The sequence below is a fragment of the Salmonella sp. SAL00672 genome (assembly GCF_046552175.1).
GTDB classification, from domain to species: domain Bacteria; phylum Pseudomonadota; class Gammaproteobacteria; order Enterobacterales; family Enterobacteriaceae; genus Salmonella; species Salmonella enterica.
The window spans coordinates 13,495-32,462 of the sequence record NZ_JBGDUQ010000018.1 but is presented as its reverse complement, the minus strand read 5'-3'; the positions used below and the strand labels follow the sequence as shown (position 1 = coordinate 32,462).

The 18,968-nt window shown below is 54.3% G+C and carries 19 protein-coding genes and 1 riboswitch; of the genes, 10 read left to right on the top strand and 9 right to left on the bottom strand.

Annotation, left to right across the window (positions count from 1 at the left end; genetic code table 11):
- The first annotated feature begins 397 nt into the window (after positions 1-397).
- Together purH and purD are read left to right on the top strand one after the other, a co-directional pair.
- Complete coding sequence (gene purH, locus ACLJTG_RS23230; RefSeq protein WP_198898407.1) at positions 398-1,987, top strand: bifunctional phosphoribosylaminoimidazolecarboxamide formyltransferase/IMP cyclohydrolase; 1,590 nt, start codon at positions 398-400, stop codon at positions 1,985-1,987.
- 15 nt (positions 1,988-2,002) lie between these two features.
- Positions 2,003-3,292 (top strand): phosphoribosylamine--glycine ligase, encoded by a 1,290-nt coding sequence (purD, locus tag ACLJTG_RS23225; protein WP_000866765.1) that lies wholly within the window; start codon positions 2,003-2,005, stop codon positions 3,290-3,292.
- Here the strand turns inward: purD and zraR are convergent.
- Positions 3,289-4,614, bottom strand: coding sequence for a sigma-54-dependent response regulator transcription factor ZraR (gene zraR / locus ACLJTG_RS23220; RefSeq protein ID WP_000617936.1), 1,326 nt, complete (start codon positions 4,612-4,614; stop codon positions 3,289-3,291). The two genes, purD and zraR, sit on opposite strands and share 4 nt — an antisense overlap.
- A gap of 5 nt (positions 4,615-4,619) precedes the next feature.
- Positions 4,620-6,017 carry a two-component system sensor histidine kinase ZraS gene (zraS, locus tag ACLJTG_RS23215; protein WP_024799049.1) on the bottom strand — a complete coding sequence of 466 codons (1,398 nt, stop codon included), beginning with the start codon at positions 6,015-6,017 and terminating at the stop codon, positions 4,620-4,622.
- A gap of 253 nt (positions 6,018-6,270) precedes the next feature.
- Here zraS and zraP point away from each other — a divergent pair, with 253 nt between their 5' ends.
- A complete protein-coding gene (gene zraP / locus ACLJTG_RS23210; RefSeq protein ID WP_000828129.1) occupies positions 6,271-6,726 on the top strand; it encodes a zinc resistance sensor/chaperone ZraP in 456 nt (151 codons plus the stop codon).
- 41 nt (positions 6,727-6,767) lie between these two features.
- Here zraP and ACLJTG_RS23205 read toward each other — a convergent pair whose 3' ends face one another.
- The 6 genes from ACLJTG_RS23205 to nudC form a co-directional block, all read right to left on the bottom strand.
- Entirely contained in the window at positions 6,768-7,460 is a 693-nt protein-coding gene (locus ACLJTG_RS23205) for a DUF1481 domain-containing protein (RefSeq protein WP_001083931.1), read from the bottom strand.
- An 11-nt stretch (positions 7,461-7,471) separates the two neighbouring features.
- Positions 7,472-7,744 carry a nucleoid-associated protein HU-alpha gene (gene hupA, locus ACLJTG_RS23200; RefSeq protein ID WP_001044509.1) on the bottom strand — a complete coding sequence of 91 codons (273 nt, stop codon included), beginning with the start codon at positions 7,742-7,744 and terminating at the stop codon, positions 7,472-7,474.
- Between the two features lie 186 nt (positions 7,745-7,930).
- Complete coding sequence (locus ACLJTG_RS23195; protein WP_000940092.1) at positions 7,931-8,521, bottom strand: YjaG family protein; 591 nt, start codon at positions 8,519-8,521, stop codon at positions 7,931-7,933.
- A 41-nt stretch (positions 8,522-8,562) separates the two neighbouring features.
- On the bottom strand, positions 8,563-9,234 hold the full coding sequence (gene nfi, locus ACLJTG_RS23190; RefSeq protein WP_000362359.1) for a deoxyribonuclease V: 672 nt from the start codon (positions 9,232-9,234) through the stop codon (positions 8,563-8,565).
- A gap of 9 nt (positions 9,235-9,243) precedes the next feature.
- The gene (hemE, locus tag ACLJTG_RS23185) at positions 9,244-10,308 is read right to left on the bottom strand and encodes a uroporphyrinogen decarboxylase (protein WP_000137625.1); all 1,065 of its coding nucleotides are present in this window, start codon (positions 10,306-10,308) and stop codon (positions 9,244-9,246) included.
- Between the two features lie 40 nt (positions 10,309-10,348).
- Entirely contained in the window at positions 10,349-11,122 is a 774-nt protein-coding gene (nudC, locus tag ACLJTG_RS23180) for an NAD(+) diphosphatase (RefSeq protein ID WP_000373958.1), read from the bottom strand.
- Positions 11,123-11,214: 92 nt separating this feature from the next.
- Here nudC and rsd point away from each other — a divergent pair, with 92 nt between their 5' ends.
- The 7 genes from rsd (at position 11,215) to thiH (ending at position 17,431) form a co-directional block, all read left to right on the top strand.
- On the top strand, positions 11,215-11,703 hold the full coding sequence (rsd, locus tag ACLJTG_RS23175) for a sigma D regulator (RefSeq protein WP_000934317.1): 489 nt from the start codon (positions 11,215-11,217) through the stop codon (positions 11,701-11,703).
- A gap of 52 nt (positions 11,704-11,755) precedes the next feature.
- Positions 11,756-11,980: riboswitch (TPP riboswitch) on the top strand.
- Between the two features lie 86 nt (positions 11,981-12,066).
- Positions 12,067-13,962 carry a phosphomethylpyrimidine synthase ThiC gene (gene thiC / locus ACLJTG_RS23170; RefSeq protein WP_111742520.1) on the top strand — a complete coding sequence of 632 codons (1,896 nt, stop codon included), beginning with the start codon at positions 12,067-12,069 and terminating at the stop codon, positions 13,960-13,962.
- Entirely contained in the window at positions 13,962-14,597 is a 636-nt protein-coding gene (gene thiE, locus ACLJTG_RS23165; protein WP_000284629.1) for a thiamine phosphate synthase, read from the top strand. The genes thiC and thiE overlap by 1 nt, the downstream gene beginning before the upstream one ends.
- Positions 14,590-15,348, top strand: a complete 759-nt coding sequence (locus ACLJTG_RS23160; RefSeq protein ID WP_000999770.1) for a HesA/MoeB/ThiF family protein — start codon at positions 14,590-14,592, stop codon at positions 15,346-15,348. The genes thiE and ACLJTG_RS23160 overlap by 8 nt, the downstream gene beginning before the upstream one ends.
- Positions 15,329-15,529 carry a sulfur carrier protein ThiS gene (gene thiS / locus ACLJTG_RS23155; protein ID WP_001166845.1) on the top strand — a complete coding sequence of 67 codons (201 nt, stop codon included), beginning with the start codon at positions 15,329-15,331 and terminating at the stop codon, positions 15,527-15,529. The genes ACLJTG_RS23160 and thiS overlap by 20 nt, the downstream gene beginning before the upstream one ends.
- 1 nt (position 15,530) lies before the next feature.
- A complete protein-coding gene (gene thiG / locus ACLJTG_RS23150) occupies positions 15,531-16,301 on the top strand; it encodes a thiazole synthase (protein WP_000944069.1) in 771 nt (256 codons plus the stop codon).
- Positions 16,298-17,431 carry a 2-iminoacetate synthase ThiH gene (gene thiH, locus ACLJTG_RS23145; RefSeq protein ID WP_198898406.1) on the top strand — a complete coding sequence of 378 codons (1,134 nt, stop codon included), beginning with the start codon at positions 16,298-16,300 and terminating at the stop codon, positions 17,429-17,431. Before thiG ends, thiH begins: the two co-directional genes overlap by 4 nt.
- 221 nt (positions 17,432-17,652) lie before the next feature.
- Here thiH and ACLJTG_RS23140 read toward each other — a convergent pair whose 3' ends face one another.
- Positions 17,653-18,681: a type III secretion system effector arginine glycosyltransferase SseK1 gene (locus ACLJTG_RS23140; protein WP_410959109.1), complete on the bottom strand. Its 1,029-nt coding sequence runs from the start codon at positions 18,679-18,681 to the stop codon at positions 17,653-17,655.
- Positions 18,682-18,968: the final 287 nt, after the last annotated feature.

The following is an 18,968-nucleotide window of genomic DNA, read 5'->3' as shown; positions in this document are numbered from 1 at the left end:
TTTTCTCTTCAACCGACCGGCTGTTTGTGTGAAGTGATTCACATCCGCCGTGTCGATGGAGGCGCATTATAGGGAGTTCTCTGCTGACCGCAATAGAAAAATTGCAGAAAAATGACTGTTTGCTGCATTCCCCAGCAAAACCCCTGGTTATACCCATTTACGCACAGACTTATCCACAAAATGCGCGTTCATCTCCTGGATCTTCTCACTCTGCAAATGATCTTTCAGGGATAAAAGCGGGGCCAGAATTTAAAAAGAAAAATTCGCGAGCGTTGCGCAAACGTTTTCGTTACAATGTCGCCGCAAAATGAGAATGCCCCATAAGGGGCGTTAGCTGAGTTTTTCACGAAAAATTCAGCTAACGCTCTCTGTAATCGTCAAATCCAGGGGATTTACCATGCAACAACGTCGTCCAGTCCGCCGCGCTCTGCTCAGTGTTTCTGACAAGGCCGGTATCATCGAATTCGCCCAGGCACTTTCCGCACGCGGTGTGGAGCTGCTGTCTACGGGGGGCACAGCCCGCCTGTTAGCAGAAAAAGGCCTGCCGGTGACCGAAGTTTCCGATTACACCGGTTTCCCGGAAATGATGGATGGACGCGTAAAGACCCTGCATCCAAAAGTCCACGGCGGCATCCTCGGTCGCCGCGGCCAGGACGATGCCATTATGGAACAGCACCACATCGCCCCTATCGATATGGTTGTCGTTAACCTGTATCCGTTCGCCGAGACCGTTGCCCGCGAAGGCTGCTCGCTGGAAGATGCGGTAGAGAACATTGATATCGGCGGCCCGACCATGGTGCGCTCTGCTGCTAAGAACCATAAAGACGTGGCCATCGTGGTGAAGAGCAGCGACTACGACGCCATTATTAAAGAGATGGATGCTAACGAAGGTTCTCTGACCCTCGACACCCGTTTCGATCTCGCGATTAAAGCCTTCGAACACACCGCCGCCTACGACAGCATGATCGCTAACTACTTCGGCAGCATGGTTCCGGCCTACCACGGTGAAAGCAAAGAAGCCGCCGGTCGCTTCCCGCGTACGCTGAATCTGAACTTCATTAAGAAGCAGGATATGCGCTATGGCGAGAACAGCCACCAGCAGGCTGCCTTCTATATAGAAGAGAATGTGAAAGAAGCGTCCGTTGCCACCGCACAGCAGGTTCAGGGCAAAGCGCTTTCCTACAACAACATCGCTGATACCGACGCGGCGCTGGAGTGTGTGAAAGCGTTCAGCGAGCCAGCCTGCGTGATCGTCAAGCACGCTAACCCGTGCGGCGTGGCGGTAAGTACCTCGATTCTCGACGCTTACGACCGTGCGTACAAAACCGACCCAACCTCCGCATTCGGCGGCATCATCGCGTTCAACCGCGAGCTGGATGCCGAAACCGCGCAGGCCATCATCTCCCGTCAGTTCGTGGAAGTGATCATCGCCCCATCCGCAAGCGAAGAAGCGCTGAAAATCACCGCAGCCAAGCAGAACGTCCGTGTTCTGACCTGCGGACAATGGGCAAGTCGCGTTCCGGGCCTGGATTTCAAACGCGTTAACGGCGGCCTGCTCGTTCAGGACAGGGATCTGGGTATGGTGAGCGAAGCTGAACTGCGCGTGGTTTCCAAACGCCAGCCGACCGAGCAGGAACTGCGCGATGCGCTGTTCTGCTGGATCGTTGCGAAGTTCGTGAAATCCAACGCCATTGTTTATGCCAAAGAGAACATGACTATCGGCATTGGCGCAGGCCAGATGAGCCGCGTGTACTCTGCCAAAATCGCCGGGATTAAAGCGGCTGACGAAGGTCTGGAAGTGAAAGGTTCAGCCATGGCTTCCGACGCGTTCTTCCCGTTCCGTGACGGTATTGATGCCGCTGCCGCTGTCGGCGTGAGCTGCGTTATCCAGCCTGGCGGTTCGATTCGTGACGAAGAGGTGATTGCCGCCGCCGACGAACACGGCATTGCGATGATCTTCACCGACATGCGCCACTTCCGCCATTAATTCAGGGAGCAGACGATGAAAGTTTTAGTCATTGGTAACGGCGGGCGCGAACACGCGCTAGCCTGGAAAGCCGCACAGTCCCCGCTGGTTGATACCGTTTTTGTCGCACCGGGTAACGCCGGTACCGCGCTGGAGCCTGCGTTGCAGAACGTGGCTATCGGCGTCACCGATATTCCGGCGCTGCTGAGCTTTGCCCAGCACGAGAAGATTGACCTGACCATCGTTGGCCCGGAAGCGCCGCTGGTGATTGGCGTGGTCGATGCGTTCCGCGCGGCGGGTCTGAAGATCTTTGGCCCAACCGAAGGGGCCGCCCAACTGGAAGGCTCCAAAGCCTTCACCAAAGATTTCCTCGCTCGTCACCAGATTCCGACGGCGGAATACCAGAATTTCACCGAGATTGAGCCAGCCCTGGCTTATCTGCGTGAGAAAGGCGCGCCGATCGTCATCAAAGCTGACGGTCTGGCTGCCGGTAAAGGCGTTATCGTGGCGATGACGCTGGAAGAAGCCGAAGCCGCCGTTCATGACATGCTGGCAGGCAACGCCTTTGGCGACGCGGGCCACCGTATCGTGATTGAGGAGTTCCTCGACGGCGAAGAAGCGAGCTTTATCGTGATGGTCGACGGCGAGCACGTGCTGCCGATGGCCACCAGCCAGGATCACAAACGCGTAGGCAACGGCGATACCGGCCCGAACACCGGCGGCATGGGGGCTTACTCTCCGGCTCCAGTGGTGACCGATGAAGTCCACCAGCGCACCATGGAACGGATCATCTGGCCAACCGTGAAAGGCATGGCGGCAGAAGGGAATACCTATACCGGCTTCCTGTACGCGGGTCTGATGATCGACAAGCAGGGCAACCCAAAAGTGATCGAGTTCAACTGCCGCTTCGGCGATCCGGAAACCCAGCCGATCATGCTGCGCATGAAGTCGGATCTGGTGGATCTTTGCCTGGCCGCCTGCGACGGCAAGCTGGATGAGAAAACCTCCGAGTGGGACGAGCGCGCTTCATTAGGCGTGGTGATCGCCGCGGGCGGTTATCCGGGCAACTACAACACTGGCGATGAGATCCACGGCCTGCCGCTGGAAGAAGTGGCTGACGGTAAGGTTTTCCACGCGGGCACCAAACTCGCCGATGACGACCGTGTGCTGACCAGCGGCGGTCGCGTACTGTGCGCCACCGCGCTGGGCCACACCGTGGCTGAGGCGCAGAAACGCGCTTACGCCCTGATGACCGACATCCGCTGGGACGGCAGCTTCAGCCGTAACGACATCGGCTGGCGCGCCATTGAGCGTGAGCAAAACTAACGGCTGAGTTTAGCCAGCAGCGTTTTGCGCGTAATGCCCAATTGGCGGGCGGCTTCCGTTTTGTTGCCGCCCGTTTTTTCCAGCGCAGCCAGAATCACCTCTTTTTCGACGTCCACCAGCGGTTGGATCTCACCACTGTATTCCGTTTTTATCGGCGTCGCGGCAATAGCGAGAGGCAATTCGCGTTCAGAAATGTATTCTCCCGTCAGCAACACCACCGCCCGCTCGATAGCGTTTTCCAGCTCACGGATATTGCCCGGCCAGTCGTAGTGGATCAGCAGATCCATCGCCTGCGGCGTAAACCCCTTCACCGCTTTTCGGTTACGTTCGGCAAAACGCCGCAGAAAATGGTCTGCCAGTAGCGGAATATCTTCCCGACGCTGGCGCAAAGAAGGCATTTCAATCGCCACCACATTCAGGCGGTAATAGAGATCCTGGCGAAAACGACCAGCACTCACCTCTTCCGCCAGGTCGCGGTGGGTAGCGGCAATTAACCGAACATCCACAGATATCGTCTGGTTACTTCCCACGCGCTGCACTTCGCGTTCCTGTATTGCACGCAGCAACCGTACCTGCATCAGCGGTGTGATATCACCAATCTCATCCAGAAATAACGTGCCGCCGTCCGCTTCAACAAAACGCCCTTCCCGCCGTTTATCCGCGCCGGTAAACGCCCCTTTTTCGTGTCCGAACAGCTCAGACTCCAGCAGCGATTCATTAAGCGCGGCGCAGTTGAGCGTGACCAGCGGTTTATCGCTCCTGGCGCTACAAGCGTGTAGCGCCCGCGCCACCAGCTCTTTACCCGTGCCGGAGTCTCCGTGAATCAATACCGTGGCGTCTGATGGTGCGACCATCGCGATTTCATTCAGTAAATGTTGCATAGCCGGACTGCTGCCAATCATGCCAAACTGCGCAGCCGACGCCGATGGCAATTCAGCGCCCGTTTCCCGCGTATGCGCCAACGCCTTTTCCAGCGTCTCCTGCAGACGGTCAAAATCCAGCGGTTTAATTAAATAGTCGAGCGCGCCGGCTTTCAACGCCTCTACCGCCGTTTCCACGCTGGAAAATGCCGTCATAATCAAAATCGGAATGGCGGGATTGAGCGCTTTAATCTCCTTCAGCGTGGCGATACCGTCCATCTCCGCCATACGCACATCGCACAGTACCAGATCAAAGACTTTCTCACGCACCTGAGCCAACGCATCATGCCCACTGTAGGCCAGAGCGACGTTATAGCCCCAGCCCCGAAGCAGCGCCTGTAAAATCGTGCAGTGGCTTACATCATCATCCACAACCAGAATATCGATTTTTCCGCGTATCACCCTTGTTAATCCTGTTGTCTCGCTATCACTGGCAACCAGATAGTAAAGACCGCGCCTTTACCCTCAATACTTTTCACCTTAATCGCGCCGCCATGCTGTTCGATGATATTTTGCACCACAGCCAGCCCCAGGCCTGTCCCGTCAGCTTTGGTCGTAAAATAAGGCGTAAAAATCGCCTCCAGCTGATCCGGGGCGATCCCTTTCCCGTTATCGGTAACAGTGATGATAACGCGGTCGGTCCCACTTTCTTTTGCCTCTACGCTAATCGTTCCCTGGCGGCCAATCGCATGAATAGCGTTCAGGTACAAATTCAACAGCACCTGAGTCAGCCTGTCCGGGTCAGCCTGAATACGCTTAAGCGTCTCATTCGCCGTGAATCTCAACTGAATCTCTCTGCTTTGGGCATCCTGACTGACCAGATTCAGGGAGTGAGTAATAATATCATTGAGGTTAACCGTCTGGAGCGTCAGATGCGCGGGCTTTACCAGTTCGAGCAATTCGCTTACCACCCGGTTCAAACGGTCGGCCTCTTTGGCCATCACCTGCGCCAGTTCATGCGACTCGCCGCCGGCTGGCGTGCGCTCGGCAAAGTATTTCGCCAGCCCTTTGATGGACGAGAGCGGGTTACGAATTTCGTGCGCGACGCCCGCCGCCAGATGCCCCATCGCCACCAGCTTTTCTTTACGCTTCATTGCATCAAGCAGTTCTCTGTGCGAGCGCTGATAACGCTGATGCCAAAAAAACGCCAGTAACGTTGCCAACAGCACCGCCGCTAACGCAGACAAAACAATCAGCGTATTACGCCACTCCCTTGCCTGTGTCGCGGCCAGCTCGCTGGCGTCAAAGGCAATAAAAATAGTTTGTTTCGCTGGTTCGTCGTCATTGGCGCTACGCGCCATGCCGTGCCCCCTCATACCGTGACCTCTCATACCGAAAAGCGGCTGGAACTGACGGTAAATTTCCAGCGCAGGCACCGTCTCGCCGTTAGCAACAACGTCGACACGCCGCCAACGCTCCTGCGGCCCGGGGTTTAGTTGATGCATTTCAGATGCGGAATAGAGCGATTTGCCCACCATGCCAGGGTTGCTATGAGTGATGATTACCCCCTGCGCATCCGTTACGGCGAACCACAACACGCCTGGCTGACCCGCCATCTCTTCCAGCAATGTCTGCTGCTGCGCGTGATGCATCCGCATTCCCATACCTACTCGCGTGCCGGACTCCAGAGCGCGAATGAGTACATTTCCCTTTTCCAGCAGCGTCTGCCTGGCGGCAGCGCTCTCACGGCCATAGTCGCGAATGACCATAATGGAAAATAGCCCCACCAGAATGAAGATCGCCGCAGGTAACAGCCGACTCAACCACGTTGCAGCGGCATCTTTATGTAATCGTATAAAACTCACAGGCTTCCCCGGCTCGTTTTTATTTTCCTTACTTAAGCAGAGATCATGCCATTCTTCGCTCCGCATAACCGCGCGTTGCCGCACACCCTTTCGGATACGGATGGGTAAAAATGACTCGCCAGGCGGGTCATGCGAGTCATTTTTACTCGCTTTTTGCCGCCTGAAGCGGGTTAACTCGCTGCCCGACAAGGAATAGTTACCTGGCACGGAAGATGCAAGAGAGAGGATAAGATGAGCAACAGGAGAACGCAAAATGAAACGGAACAATAAATCAGCTATCGCGCTAATCGCCCTCTCTCTTTTGGCCCTGAGCTCCGGCGCCGCCTTCGCCGGGCATCACTGGGGCAACAATGACGGTATGTGGCAACAGGGAGGTAGCCCGTTAACTACGGAACAGCAGGCGACGGCGCAGAAGATTTATGATGATTACTATACGCAGACCAGCGCGCTGCGCCAGCAACTGATATCCAAACGTTATGAATACAACGCGCTACTGACCGCCAGTTCGCCGGATACTGCGAAAATTAACGCGGTTGCCAAAGAGATGGAGTCATTAGGCCAGAAGTTAGATGAGCAACGCGTGAAACGGGATGTCGCGATGGCGCAGGCTGGCATACCACGCGGCGCAGGAATGGGCTATGGCGGTTGCGGCGGCTATGGCGGCGGTTATCATCGCGGCGGCGGTCATATGGGTATGGGAAACTGGTAAAGCATGTATACCGAATGGCGGCTTCGCCATTCGGTATTCCATCAAAAGGTTTTCGCTTGCGGCTGCCAGTGACAGAAATCTGAATTCGCCACCAGCAAAAGTTGCGATCCTTCCGGCGCCTCCAGCCATGCTACGCTCACCTCTACCGATGAGTGGTTCTGGCGGCGCTCAATGTGGCTTATTGCCCAGGAATCCAGATCCGGTTTCAGCGTTTCACCTTCACAGGTGGTTACCGTATGGTCGGCGTGCCAGCGTCCCTGGCGTAGTATGACCCGCCCCAGGCGCAAGGCGTCGCTGGTCTGACGGATTTGTTCGGCGCGATAGCGATACAAGGCAATCTGATCGTTGGAAAGCTGCTGCTTCTGCCCCCCGACTTCACGCTGCATAAAACTGAGTTCGCCATGAGCGTCGAAACGCGCGCGAATATGTTCTGGCGGTTTGCTGTAAATATTGAGTTCAATAAGCGAAAGCGTATCACCCTGCCAACGATATTCGCTGGTCGTCGTGCTGCCGCTATGCCACGGGCTAAAAACAGAAAGCAGATGGACTTCATCGTTCGTATCTTTACGCCAGATACGCACCGCGCCGTGATCGCCGGCAAAGCCGCTGGCAGTAAACGGAGGCGGTGAAGCGTTATGACTGCAGGCAGTCAGCAACAGCGCGCCAGAAAACAGAAACGCGCGACGCCAGACAGACAAAAGGGGCTGACGAGCCCCTTCGATAAAACTGTTCACAGCTACGCGTCTTACTTAACTGCGTCTTTCAGAGCTTTACCAGAAACAAACGCCGGTACGTTAGCGGCGGCGATTTTGATTTCTTTACCGGTCTGTGGGTTACGGCCAGTGCGCTCAGCACGGTGGTTCACTTTGAAGGTACCGAAACCAACCAGTTGTACAGCATCGCCTTCTTTCAGAGACTCAGTAATAGCAGCCAGAGTGGATTCCAGAGCAGCTTTAGCCTGGGTTTTGGACAGTTCTGCTTTGTCTGCAATTACATCAATCAGTTGAGTCTTGTTCATAAGTTATCCTTACAATGTGTTTATCGCTTGCTAAGCATCGAGTGCGACGGAAATGCCAGAAAAGCACTCTCCTGCATACACGCACCGATAGCCACTTTTTTTCGCCTCCCAAATGTAGACCAGACGGGGGGCATAAGGGAAGCCTTATGGCACGACAAATCAGACGTTAAATCACGTTTTCTGGTGTCATTGCTGAAAATTTATACCGATATTGCTCTCGCCAGCCTCGCGCAGGTCTGCCCTGAGCCCTTTTATCAGTTCAATATCACGTTCTTCGCAGTCGGCTAAAAGTCGGAATATTTCCCACTGAATATCCCATTCCTGTTCAACGGCAGGGTTCGTTTTGAGCTCCTCATCGGTCATTTCCCGACCAGCCTGAGTCATTTCCAACATCGCTACCGTAGTAATGGAAGTCTTACTAACCTCAATAGCGTGTTCCAGCGTTTCGCCGCTAAGACGAGAATGCATTAATTCGCTTAATGCGACGCAGGCATCAATCGCCGGGTAAACGCCGTACAGATCATAGTCGTCGGCTGCCGGAATCGCCTCTTCAAACTTCTCCAGTTGGCTATCGAAATTGACCTTCGCATCTTTCACCGTCAGGGTTTCCCAGATCAGATCCAGAATGCGACGGTAGATCTGTCCGTCGCCGAATTCCGTCTGCTTGCAAAACATGGCGTAGTTCGGGTACATGCGCTCGCACAAGCAGGCCATAAAGGTAACGTGCTGCCAGCTTTCCAGCCGCTCCAGACGCAAATGAATCGGGTTTTGTAACATGATGGAATCTCGAATCGGAAATTAGCGGCAGTTTACCTGAATCAGCGCTGAATTTCTTGCCAACGAACAAACGCCGGACGCCCGGAAGCGACCGCATCCGCCCAGCGCGTCGGCTCCGGCAGGCGATACCCTTTCATACAGCGCTGTACCCACGCCAGCGCGCTGTCAGTACTGACCCGGTGCCCTGTCGCGATAAACAGCGGATTACAGCGCGCCTTGCTGCGCCATACCCACGCCAGTTGCTCGCCTTTATCCATTAAGGGGCTAAGTGCGCCAGGTTCGGCGGAAAGTGGTTCAAATTTACCGCATAGCCGTTTTTTCGCTACGCCGATGGTCGGCACGTCCACCAACAGTCCAAAATGACTGGCGACGCCAAGCCGACGCGGATGCGAAATACCATGACCGTCCACAAACAGCAAATCGGGCTTTTGCGAGAGCTGTTCCCACGCCGCCAGCAGCGCAGGATATTCACGAAAAGAGAGAAAACCGGGGATATACGGCATGGTGGTGGCAATACGTGCCACCTTGTACTCTACCAGTTCAAGCGACGGATATTTCAACAATACCATCGCCGCCCGCGTCACCTCGCCCCCCTGCTCAAAACCGACGTCCGCCCCGCCGATAAACGCTGGCGGATCTTTGTCCAACCGATCTTCGCGGCAAACCGATGAAGCAAGTTCTATCTGTTGAGCGCGTAGCGACGCGAGATCCATACTAACTCCTTAGTTGTGATACTGCGCAGAAAGTCGGTGCACTGCCTCCACAAATGCGCCAGCATGTTCTGGCGGCACATCCTGATGGATGCCATGTCCAAGATTAAAGACGTGCCCTTCTCCCTGACCGAAACCAGCAAGTATAGTCGCTACCTCGTCTTCGATCCGTGCCGGCGGCGCATACAGCATCGAGGGGTCCATATTGCCCTGCAGCGCCACTTTATGGCCAACGCGACGGCGCGCATCGGCGATATCTGTCGTCCAGTCGAGACCCAGCGCGTCGCAGCCGGTTTCCGCCATCGCCTCCAGCCACTGACCGCCACCTTTAGTGAACAGCGTTACCGGCACGCGGCGACCGTCGTTTTCACGCAGCAGGCCATCGACGATTTTATGCATGTAGTAGAGGGAGAACTGCTGGTAATCGCGGCCAGTCAGCACGCCGCCCCAGGTGTCGAAAATCATCACCGATTGCGCACCCGCTTTAATCTGCGCGTTGAGGTACAGCGTGACGCTTTTCGCCAACTTATCCAGCAGCAGATGCAACGCCTGCGGGTCAGCGTACATCATCTTTTTAATCACCGTGAAGGCTTTGCTACTGCCGCCTTCCACCATGTAAGTCGCCAGCGTCCACGGGCTGCCGGAAAAGCCGATCAGCGGAACCTCGCCTTTTAGTTCGCGGCGGATGGTCCGTACCGCATTCATCACATAGCCCAGTTCATCCTCCGGATCGGGAATGGGCAGCTTATCGACATCGCCTTTGCAGGTGACAGGAGCCGTAAAGCGCGGGCCTTCCCCGGCTTCAAAATAGAGCCCCAGGCCCATCGCGTCCGGAATCGTCAGGATATCCGAGAAAAGGATCGCCGCATCAAGCGGATAACGGCGCAGCGGCTGTAAAGTGACCTCGCAGGCCAGTTCGGCATTTTTGCACAGCGACATAAAATCGCCCGCCTGAGCGCGAGTGGCTTTGTACTCCGGTAGATAACGGCCCGCCTGGCGCATCATCCACACTGGCGTAACATCAACGGGCTGGCGCAGCAGCGCACGTAGATAACGATCGTTTTTGAGTTCGGTCATTTTTACATTCCTTTAGCGTTGATGCGCCCAGTGTAACATGTCAATCATATTCAGCCCGACACATTGCCACCGTATCTTCGATCAAACGGCGCGCGACGGTGCCCGGCGGCGGCAGTAGCGGCAGATCGTCATAACGGTACCAATTTGCTTCCAACAGTTCTTTCGGGTCGATGACAATCTCGCCGCTGTCATACTCCGCCATAAAAGCGGTCATCAACGACTGCGGGAAAGGCCACGGCTGGGAAGTCACATAGCGCAGATTTTTCACCTTAATCCCGCTCTCCTCCATTACCTCTCGCGCGACCGCCTGTTCTAAGGTTTCGCCGACTTCAACAAACCCGGCCAGCACGGTATGCACGCCGTTGCGGTGGCGAACGTGCTGGGCAAGGAGGATCGAATCCTCACGGCGGATCGCGACGATAATGCAAGGGGCGATTTGCGGGTAGTAACGCTCGCGGCAATGGCTGCACAGCATCGCCCATTCGGTTTTACTCGGGTGCATAGGGTGCCCGCAATAGCCGCAAAATTTATGCGATCGGTAAAACTCCGCCAACTGTACGCCACGTCCCGCCAGTTGGAACAGCCCTGCATCCTGATCGATAACCTGGCGAACCGATCCCATATCATGGCGTCGATGCTGTAACACCAGCCAGACGGGCTCGCCTTGCCATTCACCTATCCGGAGTGCGCGCTGCCCCACAAGATCGAAATTTGCTGCCAGCCCGTGTGGTAATTCCCCATACGGCAACCATAATTTTTGTTCATGGCTGACGATCCACCAGCCACTCTCTAATTTTTCAATTATACGATCCATAGCTCTTGCACTACCTTTGCTTCACTGGCATGTTGTTAACATTATTTTTACATTCATGGCGAGCAGCCTTTATCTAACTTGCGGAGACAATCATGCTAAACCAGCTGGAAAACCTGACGGAGCGCGTTGGCGGAAGCAACAAACTGGTCGATCGCTGGCTGGATGTACGTAAGCACCTGCTCGTGGCTTACTACAACCTGGTTGGCATTAAGCCTGGCAAAGAATCGTACATGCGGCTGAATGAAAAAGCGCTGGATAATTTTTGTCAGAGCCTGGTCGATTACCTTTCCGCCGGGCACTTCAGTATTTATGAACGTATTCTCCATAAATTGGAAGGAAACGGTCAGCTTTTACATGCGGCAAAAATCTGGCCGCTGCTGGAAGATAATACGCAGCGCATTATGGATTATTACGACACCAGCCTGGAAACTGCCATCGATCACGATAATTGTCTCGAATTTCAACAAGCTCTGTCAGATATCGGCGAAGCGCTGGAAGCCCGCTTTGTGCTGGAAGACAAGCTGATTATGCTGGTGTTTGACGCGATGCACGACGGCGCCAGAGTCAAACGTCCCGCTTGAGTTCTGCGCGAGTAACGGGTAGTTTACTTCAGCCCCCTCTTCGGAGGGGCGGTTATCTTGTCGGAGTGCTAATTTTCCACAAAAGCGTTCGTGATGCGTCAAGGCGGCAAGTCGGTGAATCTCCAGGAGCTTACATAAGTAAGTGACTGGAGTGAGCGGACGAAGCCAACGAAGAGGCAGCGCGAAGGATGAAGTGGAAAAGGCTGAGACCGTTAATTCGGGATCCGCGGAACCTGATCAGGTTAATACCTGCGAAGGGAACAAGAGTAATTCTGCTTTATGCTGCTGCCTTTACGGGCGGCGCACATCCATTACTCCATCCGTCGTCTGACAAGCCACGTCCTTAATTTTTTGGAATGAGCTATGTCTACAACAACGTTAACCCGCCGCGAGCAGCGCGCTAAAGCCCAGCATTTTATCGATACGCTGGAAGGGACTGCCTTTCCCAACTCGAAACGCATCTACGTGACCGGTTCGCAGCATGATATTCGCGTACCGATGCGCGAAATTCAACTTAGCCCGACACTTATCGGCGGCAGTAAAGACAACCCGCAGTTTGAAGAGAACGAAGCCGTGCCGGTGTACGACACCTCCGGCCCGTATGGCGATCCTGATGTGGCGATTAACGTCCAGCAGGGTCTGGCGAAACTGCGCCAGCCGTGGATTGACGCACGCAACGATAGCGAAGAATTAGACGACCGTAGCTCGGCTTACACCAGAGAACGTCTGGCCGACGATGGCCTGGACGATCTGCGTTTTACCGACCTGCTGACGCCGAAACGCGCTAAAGCGGGCAAGCGCGTGACGCAACTTCATTATGCCCGCAAGGGGATCGTCACTCCCGAAATGGAGTTCATCGCCATCCGCGAAAACATGGGCCGCGAGCGCATTCGTAGTGAAGTGCTGCGCCACCAGCATCCGGGCATGAACTTTGGCGCGCGCCTGCCGGAAAACATTACGCCGGAATTCGTGCGTGATGAAGTCGCCGCGGGCCGCGCGATTATTCCCGCCAACATCAACCACCCGGAATCCGAGCCGATGATTATCGGCCGCAACTTCCTGGTCAAAGTGAATGCCAACATCGGCAACTCGGCGGTCACCTCCTCCATCGAAGAAGAGGTGGAAAAACTGGTCTGGTCGACCCGCTGGGGCGCGGACACGGTAATGGATCTTTCCACCGGTCGCTATATCCACGAAACTCGCGAATGGATCCTGCGTAACAGCCCGGTACCGATCGGCACCGTCCCGATCTACCAGGCGCTGGAGAAGGTCAACGGGATCGCCGAAGATCTCACCTGGGAAGCGTTCCGCGACACGCTGCTGGAGCAGGCCGAACAGGGCGTCGACTACTTCACCATCCACGCGGGTGTGCTGCTGCGCTACGTGCCGATGACCGCCAAACGCCTGACCGGGATTGTCTCGCGCGGCGGTTCGATCATGGCGAAGTGGTGTCTCTCCCATCACAAAGAGAACTTCCTGTTCGAACATTTCCGCGAGATCTGCGAAATCTGTGCCGCCTACGACGTCTCTTTGTCGCTGGGCGATGGCCTGCGTCCGGGTTCAATTCAGGACGCCAACGACGAAGCGCAGTTCTCCGAGCTGCATACCCTGGGCGAGCTGACCAAAATCGCCTGGGAATACGACGTGCAGGTGATGATTGAAGGCCCGGGACACGTGCCGATGCAGATGATTCAGCGCAACATGACCGAAGAGCTGGAGAGCTGCCACGAAGCGCCGTTCTACACTTTGGGGCCGTTGACCACCGACATCGCGCCGGGCTATGACCACTTCACCTCCGGCATTGGCGCCGCGATGATCGGCTGGTTCGGTTGTGCGATGCTGTGTTACGTCACGCCGAAAGAGCATCTCGGCCTGCCGAACAAAGAAGATGTGAAGCAGGGGCTGATCACCTACAAAATAGCCGCCCACGCCGCTGACTTAGCGAAAGGCCATCCGGGCGCGCAGATCCGCGATAACGCCATGTCGAAAGCGCGCTTCGAATTCCGCTGGGAAGATCAGTTTAACCTCGCGCTCGACCCGTTCACCGCCCGCGCTTATCACGATGAAACCCTACCGCAGGAGTCCGGTAAGGTCGCTCACTTCTGTTCCATGTGCGGGCCGAAGTTCTGCTCGATGAAAATCAGCCAGGAAGTCCGCGACTATGCCGCCGCACAAACCATCGAAGTCGGCATGGCGGATATGTCGGAAAACTTCCGCGCCAAAGGCGGCGAAATCTATCTCAAGCGGGAGGAAGCCTGATGTATCAGCCTGATTTCCCGACCGTGCCGTTCCGTCTCGGGCTTTACCCGGTGGTGGACAGCGTTGCATGGATTGAGCGCCTGCTGGAGGCGGGCGTGCGCACGATCCAGTTGCGTATCAAAGATAAACGCGATGAAGAGGTGGAAGCCGACGTTATCGCCGCCATCGCACTGGGGCGTCGTTATGACGCCCGGCTGTTTATCAACGATTACTGGCGTCTGGCAATTAAACACCGCGCTTACGGCGTGCATCTGGGCCAGGAAGACCTTGAAACCACCGACCTGAAAGCGATTCAGGCGGCGGGGTTACGCCTGGGGGTATCCACTCACGATGATATGGAGATAGACATCGCGCTGGCCGCTAAGCCTTCTTATATCGCGCTGGGTCATGTCTTCCCCACGCAAACCAAACAGATGCCTTCCGCCCCGCAGGGGCTGGCGCAGCTGGCGCGGCATATTGACCGGCTGGCGGATTATCCCACCGTGGCGATTGGCGGCATCAGTGTGGAACGCGCTCCGGCGGTGCTGGCGACCGGCGTCGGCAGCATTGCCGTGGTCAGCGCTATTACTCAGGCCGCCGACTGGCGCGCCGCTACCGCGCAGTTACTGGATATTGCGGGAGTTGGCGATGAATGACCGTGACTTTATGCGCTACAGCCGGCAAATCCTGCTCGGCGATATCGCGATTGAAGGCCAGCAAAAGTTGCTCAATAGCCATGTATTGATTGTCGGCTTAGGCGGATTGGGTTCGCCTGCCGCGCTGTATCTGGCGGGGGCGGGCATCGGCAAACTGACGCTGGTAGACGATGACGATATTCATCTGAGCAATCTGCAGCGCCAGATTCTATTTACCACCGATGATATCGCGCGTTCAAAATCTCAGGTTGCCCAGCAGCGCCTGACACGGCTCAACCCGGATATCGAACTGGTCTCGCTCCAGCAGCGACTAAAAGGCGATGTGCTCCGGCATGCGGTCTCGCGAGCCGACGTGGTGCTCGACTGTACCGATAACATGGCCACGCGCCAGGAAATCAACGCCGCCTGCGTAGCGCTCAATATCCCACTCATCACCGCCAGCGCCGTCGGCTTTGGCGGTCAGTTGATGGTGCTCACGCCGCCGTGGGAACAAGGCTGTTACCGCTGCCTGTGGCCAGATGATGTGGAGCCGGAACGCAACTGCCGCACCGCTGGGGTGCTCGGTCCGGTGGTGGGCGTGATGGGCACCTTGCAGGCGCTGGAGGCGATTAAATTACTCAGCGGTGTTGAGACACCCAGCGGAGAGCTACGCCTCTTTGACGGTAAAACCAGCCAGTGGCGCAGCCTGGCGCTGCGTCGTGCCAGCGGCTGTCCGGTATGCGGAGGGCGACATGCAGATTCAGTTCAATGACGAGCCGATGCAGTGCGCCGAAGGACAAACCGTCAGCAGCCTGCTCGCTACGCTTAATCAGCTTAAACCAGGCGCGGCGTTGGCGCTCAATCAGCAGATCCTGCCGCGCGAGCAGTGGCAGCAGCAAATCGTGCAGGAAGGCGACCAAATCCTACTTTTTCAGGTTATTGCAGGGGGTTGATATGTTACGTATTGCCGACAAAACGTTTGATTCACATCTGTTCACCGGTACCGGAAAATTTGCTTCGTCGCAGCTGATGGTCGAGGCGATTCGCGCCTCCGGCAGCCAACTGGTGACGCTGGCGATGAAGCGCGTGGATTTACGTCAGCATAACGACGCTATCCTGGCGCCGCTCATTGAAGCGGGCGTCACGCTGCTGCCCAATACCTCCGGGGCGAAAACCGCTGAAGAGGCGATCTTCGCCGCCCAACTGGCGCGTGAAGCGCTGGGCACCCACTGGCTGAAATTAGAAATCCATCCGGATGCCCGCTGGCTATTGCCGGACCCGATCGAAACGCTAAAAGCTGCCGAGGCGCTGGTGAAGCAGGGTTTTGTGGTGCTGCCCTACTGCGGCGCGGATCCGGTTTTGTGCAAGCGGCTGGAAGAGGTCGGCTGCGCGGCGGTGATGCCGCTTGGCGCGCCTATCGGTTCGAATCAGGGGCTGGAAACCAAAGCGATGCTGGAGATTATTATCCAGCAGGCGACCGTGCCGGTGGTGGTTGATGCGGGCATCGGCGTGCCCAGCCATGCCGCGCAGGCGCTGGAAATGGGCGCTGATGCGGTGCTGGTCAACACGGCGATTGCCGTGGCGGACGATCCGGTGATGATGGCAACCGCTTTCCGCCTGGCTGTAGAAGCGGGAGTACTGGCGCGCCAGGCGGTGCCGGGTAATCGTAGCCCCTACGCCAGCGCCACCAGCCCGCTCACCGGGTTTCTGGAGGCGTTAGCATGAAAACCTTCAGCGACCGTTGGCGGCAACTGGAGTGGGACGATATTCGCCTGCGCATCAACGGTAAAACTGCCGTCGACGTGGAGCGCGCGCTGAACGCCGCACATCTTAGCCGGGACGATTTGATGGCGTTGCTCTCCCCCGCCGCCGCCAATTATCTGGAACCGATGGCGCAGCGGGCACAAAGGCTGACCCGACAACGCTTTGGCAACACCGTCAGTTTCTACGTGCCGCTTTATCTCTCAAACCTCTGCGCCAATGACTGTACCTACTGCGGTTTTTCGATGAGCAACCGCATTAAGCGTAAAACGCTGGATGAGGTGGATATTCAAAGGGAGTGCGATGCTATCCGTAAACTGGGCTTTGAGCATCTGTTGCTGGTGACTGGCGAACATCAGGCCAAAGTAGGAATGAACTATTTTCGCCGCCATTTACCGGCTATCCGCCGTCAATTTTCATCATTACAGATGGAAGTCCAGCCCTTGTCGCAAGAAAACTACGCGGAGCTCAAAACGCTGGGGATCGATGGCGTGATGGTTTATCAGGAAACTTACCATGAGGCAATCTATGCACAGCATCACCTGAAGGGAAAGAAACAGGACTTTTTCTGGCGGCTGGAAACGCCGGATCGGTTAGGCCGGGCAGGTATCGACAAAATCGGTCTTGGCGCGCTAATTGGTCTGTCGGACAACTGGCGGGTGGATTGCTATATGGTGGCGGAGCATCTGTTGTGGATGCAGAAACACTACTGGCAGAGTCGCTATTCTGTTTCCTTCCCGCGTCTGCGTCCGTGTACTGGCGGTGTGGAACCCGCATCTGTGATGGATGAAAAGCAACTGGTGCAAACGATTTGCGCTTTCCGGTTATTGGCGCCGGAAATTGAATTATCACTCTCCACCCGCGAATCGCCGTGGTTTCGAGACCATGTGATTCCTCTGGCAATCAACAACGTCAGCGCCTTCTCAAAAACGCAGCCCGGCGGCTACGCTGACGATCATCCGGAACTGGAGCAGTTTTCTCCCCACGATGCCCGTCGGCCTGAAACCGTAGCAAGCGCGTTAAGCGCGCAAGGATTGCAGCCCGTGTGGAAAGACTGGGACAGTTGGCTGGGGCGCGCTTCGCAAATTCGGTGAACTCGTATGTAAACGCATTAATATTTCACGAACGAGTACGTAATGCGAAAAACGGGAGATTGTTATCGGCCTCCCGTTTTTTTATGTCCGTTCTGAACAGCACTGCGATTTTAAAGTGGCGTTGTAGTAGAGAAAACTGAGCATCAAATATTTTTTCGCCGAAACTTGATAGTTTATGCCAATATTTTATGTATTCAATAGCATGATTATTGCCATTTCCACTACTGCACATGCCTCGCCCATGAACTTTGCGTAAACTGACTGGTATTCATTATAATGTTATCATGCTTAAACTCAATAAAATCGCAAAAAGAATTATAATCTTCATTTAAAGAATAATTAAAATGTTTTCTAATTCCATTACATACACCATCAGAATAGGGATCAGCATCAAATTTAGTATGCATTATTTCCAATCCAGCAAGTAAAGCCGGGTGGTTATTGCGATCAACAGCTATTATCCCGTTTTCCATAGAAGCACGGCCATCTATCCTTTCTACATGAACAGCGATTCCATCCGGAATATATATACTCCCCAATTTTTCCGTGATAATCATATCAGCATCGAGATATATACACCCACTATTTGTTGATAAATCATAACACCCAACCTTATCCGCCTCCAAAAATAACTGACCAGCCTTTAACATAGCCATATTCCTGTAAAAATCAAACCATCCATGGCCTTTATCCAGTAAGTAAGATTTAATTAATGAATCATTACCCTCTTGAATATCACTCAATTCTTTTTTCAATAGCTGCAGTAAATGACAATCCCTTTTTTCTTCTGGCATGGACTCTTGCTTAGAAATATTTTCCATATAAATTTCTGATAATCTTTTATCGTACATGCTAAAGTCAATATCATTTCTATATATGACTTTTATGTTTTCATAGTCATACTCAAGTTTTGAAAAAGCATCCTTTTGTCCCGGGAAAAAATCACCATCTACAAAAATACCTATAAGACGTTCTTTTTCAATTGTTGCTGCTTTAATGATATTGTTAAGGTAGGGGTTTTTCTCTGTGTTAATTATAGGTATATCATTTTTCCCAAAGCGAGCAGGATTCCGCTCAAACCACTGGAAAAGAAGAGGGGTTTTCTCATCTAAAAAGCACAAGGGATAATCTTTTCCATTAAAACTTGTAAACTGAATGTCCCTGTCGGTAACAGTTTTAACCAATTCATTTTTTGAAAGCGCGGGAACATATCTATTTAATGGTAGGATCATAACAATTAAATGCTCCATACTTACTTCATTACATATTTTACATGATGATTATTAGCACATGTTTTTTAGCGTTGCAATCGCTGTCAGCTAAAAGATGTTAAACTAAGCATTAACCGATGGATACATAAATATCCTACTAGTGAGCAATTAAATAAATAATTTATTAACTTTATTTTTATTCCAGAAATGGCATCATATTTATAATTCCTGTAATAAGAGCAAACAAAGACCTTAATGGAATTAAATATTCCATTTAATAATTTAAAATTTCCCGCGTAAACAACCAATAAAACAGGTTTATCATT